The organism is Candidatus Magnetobacterium casense (assembly GCF_019173545.1).
GTDB classification, from domain to species: domain Bacteria; phylum Nitrospirota; class Thermodesulfovibrionia; order Thermodesulfovibrionales; family Magnetobacteriaceae; genus Magnetobacterium; species Magnetobacterium cryptolimnobacter.
In genome coordinates this window covers 1-6886 of record NZ_JABXWD010000180.1, presented here as the reverse complement: position 1 = coordinate 6886, position 6886 = coordinate 1, and the positions used below count along the sequence as shown (strand labels likewise).

At 47.8% G+C, this 6886-nt stretch carries 6 protein-coding genes; 2 read left to right on the top strand and 4 right to left on the bottom strand.

The window, feature by feature from the left end; all coding sequences use genetic code 11:
* Positions 1 to 88: 88 nt before the first annotated feature.
* The gene (locus HWQ67_RS10425) at positions 89 to 304 is read left to right on the top strand and encodes a hypothetical protein (RefSeq protein WP_218252630.1); all 216 of its coding nucleotides are present in this window, start codon (positions 89 to 91) and stop codon (positions 302 to 304) included.
* A 239-nt stretch (positions 305 to 543) separates the two neighbouring features.
* Positions 544 to 2325: an FG-GAP repeat domain-containing protein gene (locus HWQ67_RS10420; RefSeq protein ID WP_218252629.1), complete on the top strand. Its 1782-nt coding sequence runs from the start codon at positions 544 to 546 to the stop codon at positions 2323 to 2325.
* A gap of 523 nt (positions 2326 to 2848) precedes the next feature.
* On the opposite strand, the gene HWQ67_RS10415 is transcribed toward HWQ67_RS10420, so the two are convergent.
* The 4 genes from HWQ67_RS10415 to HWQ67_RS10400 all read right to left on the bottom strand — a co-directional run bounded on the left by HWQ67_RS10415 (position 2849) and on the right by HWQ67_RS10400 (position 6858).
* On the bottom strand, positions 2849 to 3847 hold the full coding sequence (locus HWQ67_RS10415; protein WP_218252628.1) for a pyruvate kinase: 999 nt from the start codon (positions 3845 to 3847) through the stop codon (positions 2849 to 2851).
* Positions 3847 to 5616, bottom strand: coding sequence for a sensor domain-containing protein (locus HWQ67_RS10410; RefSeq protein WP_218252627.1), 1770 nt, complete (start codon positions 5614 to 5616; stop codon positions 3847 to 3849). The genes HWQ67_RS10415 and HWQ67_RS10410 overlap by 1 nt, the downstream gene beginning before the upstream one ends.
* 168 nt (positions 5617 to 5784) lie before the next feature.
* The gene (locus HWQ67_RS10405) at positions 5785 to 6303 is read right to left on the bottom strand and encodes a flagellar protein FlaG (RefSeq protein WP_218252626.1); all 519 of its coding nucleotides are present in this window, start codon (positions 6301 to 6303) and stop codon (positions 5785 to 5787) included.
* A 162-nt stretch (positions 6304 to 6465) separates the two neighbouring features.
* Positions 6466 to 6858 carry a hypothetical protein gene (locus HWQ67_RS10400; RefSeq protein ID WP_218252625.1) on the bottom strand — a complete coding sequence of 131 codons (393 nt, stop codon included), beginning with the start codon at positions 6856 to 6858 and terminating at the stop codon, positions 6466 to 6468.
* Positions 6859 to 6886: the final 28 nt, after the last annotated feature.

Genomic DNA, 6886 nt, shown 5'->3' with positions numbered 1-6886 from the left:
GGACTTGGGACGTACACCCGCCCCTTTGGGGCCTGGGCTATGAAAAATATAAGGACTTGCTGTAACTTAAAAAAGGCAAATTTTTGTCTTGACAATTGGGTCCACTATAGAACATAATAAGGAACATGAGGCATTTATAAGAGATTTTACGGAGTTCGAGAAAATAAAGATAGGTAATAAAAATGAGATATTTGACATAGCAAAGGAATTTCAGCCTTGGATGAGGAACTGGTGGTATCAGCACATTAATGGTTTAGATAAAAATATGGGTGCTATATATAAAAAGGCTATTGAGAAGAAATGATTAATTTGTATATCACCACTTCAAATGCCACGAGTAAAGCAATTAAGGTTTGATAGCTGTTTCTGGCGCAACCAAAAGCCCTGGCCATCAAGAGAGAAAAGGGTCCACGCCAGAGAGTTTTAGACAGTACCATACGAGTACACAGTAGATATCCTTGCAATGAAGGCAAGTGCTATTGAAATAATTGGCAATTCGTTGTACAATTAATCATATAGGCTAAATAAAAGGAGGTAGTATCAATGGTTAAGCACTCAAAATCTCTATCTGTCTTTTCAAAGCGGATCGTATTTCATAGTGCCATAATCTTTTTACTTATGGTGATAACTTCGGTGAATTCACACGCCCTGACGTTTTCGCTATCGAAAACGGTAACCGTCGACTACGGCGGCATATGGTGCATCCCGGTATTTGATGGAAACTCCATCGTCGTATCAAGCGAGCAAAACGGGACTATTAAAGTGGGCAAATTCGACCTGTCCTTGAGCCAAACCTCTACGGCTGTAACCGTTGCTACATCGGCGGATACCGCCAATGGAGATACCATTGCCGACCACAAGCATGTCTTCCAGGGTAATCACCACTACATTACATTTTCAACATCGGGTTCCGGGCAGGGAGGATACTTATATCTGCTTAAACTTGACGCAAATCTCCAGCGCGTAGGGATAACGACTGTGGTAAGCAACGACGCCCCGACAAACGACATGTTCTTAGTAGGTGACGGCACATATGTCTATGTCGGGAAACTCTACCCGGGCTATGGCCACAAAGTTTATAAATATGACTCAAACTTGACGGCAATAGGTTCATATGTCATAGGCATTGGCACTAATGTCCACGCTAATGGTGCTGCGGCCGTTTACTCTAACGGCTACTTCTATCTCGTAGCCCCTGATACGCTGGCCCCAGGCGCTAATGACAACTTCAGCAGGATTATCTATGACTCGAACTGGAACGTGGTTGCTAACAAGTCGACTATCCTGGCGGACAAGGGTATGCTGAGCATAGTGTCGGCACTTTCTATCGAACCCACCACCGGCTATTTCATAATCCACTACGGTCGCGGGGCATCTGATGGCGGCGGAGATTTATATCGTGCGGTCTACAACAAAAGCTGGGGACTTGTCTCCAATACGCTCGTCGTCTCCGGCACATGGACGCGCCCTCATAGCGTGATTTACAACAATACATTATATGTAGGTTACGACACTCCGCCTAACCTGTCTTCGTTTAGTATAACTGATACCTCAACGAATACCGCTAAGAGTGACTTCAACGCCGACGGCTACCCGGATATTCTCTGGAGAAACAAGACAAGCGGAGCCAACCAGGTCTGGCTGATGAGCGGCACTTCGGTAAGCAGCACACAAACGCTCACTTCACTTTCAGATACGTCATGGAAAATAGTGGGCACAGGGGACTTTAATCAGGACGGCAACACGGACATCTTATGGAGAAATGACACAACCGGGGACATCGCCGTATGGTACTTAAACGGCACATCAGTAAGCAGCAGCGCGTCAATTGCCTCAGTATCCGATGCTAATTGGGAAATCGCTGGCATTGCGGACTTCAACCAGGACGGCTACCCGGATATTCTCTGGAGAAATAAGACCTATGGTTACACGGCCGTGTGGCTATTAAACAACACAACGTTAAGCGGGAGCGCGTCTCTTCCTACGTTATCCGGTACGTCGTGGGAGATAGGGGGCACCGGGGACTTCAACGCCGACGGCTACCCGGATATTATATGGAGAAACAACTCAATCGGGGCTAATTCCATCTGGCTTATGAGCGGCACTTCAGTAAGCAGCACTGCCACAATAACATCCCTAACCGGTACGACATGGGAAATCGCCGGAGCTGCAGACTTCGACAAAGACGGCAACTACGACATCCTCTGGAGGAATAAAGCCACCGGGGCAAACACCCTTTGGCTAATGAACGGCACTTCGGTAAGCAGTTCCGTGTCACTGCAAAGCAATACCGATTCAACCTGGGAGATCGCCGGCTTAAAATAATCGTTCAGGAGGATATTATGGCAAATAGGATGATGAAAGCAATTCTGCCGGTGTTGCTTACAGTGTTACTGCCTGTAAGTGGGCTTTGTGGTTATTCGTGTCTTTTCGGCAAGCGTGCTTTAGCATATCCTTTTTTTCAAGTACCCTGATAAAAATCCCTTAAACCCTTATAAGCCATAACAGGTTCTAATGTGTCTTTCCGGCAAGCGTGCTTGGAATAGCCATGAGTTAGCGGATATAATCGGTTACCAATAGATACAAGGAGGAGTAACCGATGGCAGAAGATATTGACGAAGTATCAGAGCAATTCAAGCATTGGCGTCAAACCCGCCAGGCAAGAGAGAAGATACCGCAGGAGTTGTGGGACAGTGCAGTGAGATTAGCCGCAAAGTATTCAGTGAACCGGATATCAGGTAAACCCCACTCGTTCCGGTTTCGTTCTGGAACCTACTCTAAACCCTTTACCCATGCGGGGTTATGGGGGTTCGAGTCCCCCCTTCGGCACCACCTGACTCTTTCACCTTCACTTTACGTCTGAGTGCAGATTAAACTCCCGGATCAGGGCACACAGGTGCCTTACGGCATTTGCCGGGTCTACCCCAATTGCCGTCTCGTCGGAAAGTATAAAACCATCTACACCCTGCTCCAAAGCTGCGATGATGTCCGTAAGTTCGGCCCTGTAAGGTTTGTGTCTGGTTACGAGCGAAAACATCAGCTCCCCCGCAACAAGCACTGGTTTGCCGGATTGTTTTACTGTGTTCACTATATGTCTTTGCACATAGGGGAGCTTCGGCAGCTCTATCTCAACGCCAAGGTCTCCTCGGGCGATACAAATAGAGTCTGAGGCCGCGCATATCGCGTCGAGATTTTTTATGGCCTCTGACAGCTCTACCTTTGCCACTACCGTGTCTTTCATATTATGCTGCCGCAGGGTTTCTTTTAGTATGGCAATGTCCCCAGCCCTTTCTACGTAAGATAAATATACAAAGTCTATCGGTAATTTCGACAAAAGCCCGATGTCGTCATAGTCCTTTTTACTAAGAGGAGGCAGCTCAACTGGATATCCCGGTGTGTTTACCCCGCAGCCGGAGGTAAGCTCCGCGTCCGTTTCTACCGTGCATATAATCTCCCCTTCTTTTATTTTTGTTACTCTCAGCACAATATTTCCATCGTCGAGTAAGACTACGGCCCCTGCTTCTATATTAAAAGGCATGGCCGGGTAATTCACATAGGCGTAGTCCTCTGCGCCCATTTTCGTGTCTTGGGCCGGATAGAGCCTGAACGTTTGCCCCGTCTTTAGCATTACCCTGCCGTTTGGGACGCCACCAATCCTCAACTTTCTTCCCCGGATGTCCGCTCCGATTTTAATGTGAGGGGCCAGATGTCTTATATCCGATACGGTATCCCCAAGGGTTTCACTGTTGACGTATGACATGTTGAGCCTTACGGCTGTAGCCCCTGAGGTCAGAAGCTCCGCCAGTTGCGTTAGACACGCCGGCCCTGCCGTTACATGGATTTCCATTACGAGCCCGATTTGATTTTCTTACTTTTCAGATATGCCTCTATGTCCTTAACGGGCAACGGTTTTGAGAAAAGATATCCCTGGGCCTCGTCACAGTTGAGTGAGCGCAGAAACTCCAGCTGGCCATTGGTCTCTACGCCCTCGGCTATGACTTTCAGCTTCAGGCTGTGTGACATGGCTATTATCGCAGTGGCTATCGCCTCGTCGTCCGGGTCTGTCGTTATATCGCGGACAAATGATTTATCTATCTTAAGCCTGTCTATCGGAAAACGCTTTAAATAGCTCAACGAGGAATACCCCATTCCGAAATCGTCTATAGCTACGTGTACGCCCATAGTTTTAATATCTCTAAGTATTTTTATGGCCGACTCTGCATCATCCATAACTACGCTTTCCGTTAGCTCCAGCTCAAGAAATCCGGCTGGAAGGCCAGTCTCCTGCAAAATATTCTCTATCAATAAAACAAGATTTTGTGATGTAAACTGCCTGGCAGATAGATTTACTGACATAAGAAGCCCTGTATGACCGGCGTCCAGCCACTGCTTCGCCTGCGCGCAGGCCGTTCTGAGCACCCACTCGCCTATGGCAATTATCAGCCCGGTATCCTCTGCCAATGGAATAAACTCTGCCGGTGAGATCAATCCATACTGGGAGTTTATCCACCTGATCAGGGCCTCAACACCGCATACGCTCCATGAATTGAGATCTATTTTGGGTTGATAGTGTATTATGAACTCATTTCTCTCAAGGGCCTTTCGCAGGTTATTCTCGAGCTTCAGACGCCTCAGCGCGCGGGTATTCATCTCCGAATTATAGAACTGGTAGGTGTTTCTTCCCTTTTCCTTTGCCTGATACATGGCAATGTCTGAATTTTTCAGCAGCGTGTCTACGTCGTCTCCGTCGCTTGGATAGATGCTTATCCCAATGCTCAAAGTTATAAAACACTCATGAGTGTCGAGGTGAAACGGGGTTGAAAAGGCTTCATGTATCTTCTCAGCTACCAGTGCGGCTTCCCTCGCTTTTTCTACAAGCGGAAGGATTATCACGAACTCGTCGCCGCCCACGTGGGCAACCGTGTCCGATGCCCGTACGCATTTTGGCAGCCTGGCCGCGGCCATCTTTATCAGCAAGTCGCCCATGTCATGCCCCAGTGAATCGTTTACAAACTTAAATCCGTCAAGGTCTAAAAACAACAGCGCAAACATCTGGTTGTACCTTCGGGAGTGTCCCAGGATGTGGCCTAATCGGTCATAGAAAAGTGTCCTGTTTGGCAGGTCAGTAAGGGAATCGAAGTGTGCCAGGTACTGCAGACGCTGTTCCGTCAGTTTCCTCTCTGTTATATCAATCCCCGTGGCAATCACATAGATTACCTCGGAGTTTTCATTTAACAATGCCGTATTTGACCACGCTATCAGACGCTCAGTGGCGTTCTTGCATATCCAGAAATTCTCATACTCAGCCGGATAGTCCCCCTTTATTATCCTTTCATAATTTACCTTGACTAATCCTATATCCTCTTCCCTTGTCAGAAAATCCCAGAGGCATTTTCCCTTTATTTCCGAAAAATCGTAACCGGAAGTCTTCTCACACGCCCGATTAAAGCAGACTACACGTCCATTCCTGTCAAGAATCAGCACTAATGCCCCTACAATATCAAGTATTGCTGAAAGCAGGTTCTGCTCAACAGCAGCCGTACTGCAACAAGGACTTTCCTGCCCTTCGCCGAGTCTGCCAGATAGCCTTAAGAGGTCTGCCGTCTCTGTCTCCATACGTCTATTGTAACAAAAAACCCTCGAAGAAATCGCAATAATCGTTCGTGATACTATTACTTTGTGACGGGGTTAGTACTTCTTATCTGAAGCGAAATCCTTCCCTAATTACCTAAAAATGGCCTGGCCTTAATGTTCAGCCCTGGCATAGGAACATTTTGTTGTCCCTTATGCCAGCGCATGATATAGCTCATTCGGTATAGCATTCAGCTCTGATGCGCCTTTAAAAAAATCCTCTGGCGGTATTTCTCTGATCACTCTCCCATTCTCATCCACAATCTTAACGACCACAGTCTCCTTGTCGTCCTTGCTGTCTTTTTCTATGGCATAATATGCCCTTGTGGTTACAACAGCAGTGCTCCCGGGCGTCTTAGCCGAGTCCTTGTTTTTTTCACTGGCCTCTTTTTCAGACTGAACTACGATACCCGCGGCTTGTTTTTCTACCCTGGCGGCACCCCTCCTGCCTTCTTTGCTATTCTGCCGGGAACTGTTTAGCCTATCCTTTCCCTCTTTTGTGATGGTAACCCTTACGGAGCCCTCTACGCTATCCTGTGTCTTAGCAGTTTTTCCGTCGTCTTTCCGGTAATGTGGCTGGGAAGAAGGTTGAGCATAGGCACGCTTGTTAGCCTGCGACTCGGCAGACCTGGCCGTCGTCTGAACATTTATGCTTACCCCTTTGATTTCCATTTTCCTTACCCCTTACTATAAGAAATGCCCGCTTCTCACGCCCCATACCCGCGTTTGACCACACGCGCCGCAACCTCTGCATTTACATATTCTATACGCCCCAGCTTTTCCATCTACCGCCTTTAGCCGTTTTGCACATATCCACTGTAGTATCAAGTCTGCTTATACCGATTTATTTACCGATTCCGCGACCTTCTTCGGGCTATTCGGGTTTTGTGCATTCGCATTCTGATTCTTCCGTACCTGCTGCACCTGCACGTTTTCAGCATTCTGCTCCACACGCTTAGTTGATTCAGTTGCCCCCGCTCCCCCGACATTTTCTTTCGGCTTTGTGTTTGCCGCATTGGCAACTTTTCTCGCCTGCTCTGAGATTTTAACGGTTGCTGCCGGCCCCTGAGCGTTTTTTTTCTCTGCACCAGCCGCTCCCGCGCCGCCTGCCGCGCCTGCACCGCCTGGCGACGGTTTATTATTACCGCCGGACTGCTGCTTTCTCACTATTCTTAGAGCCTCTACATTTGAGCTCGCTGCCTGATTTCCATTAATCTGACTCGCCATTGTAAATCACCTCCTGCTAATGTTGTTA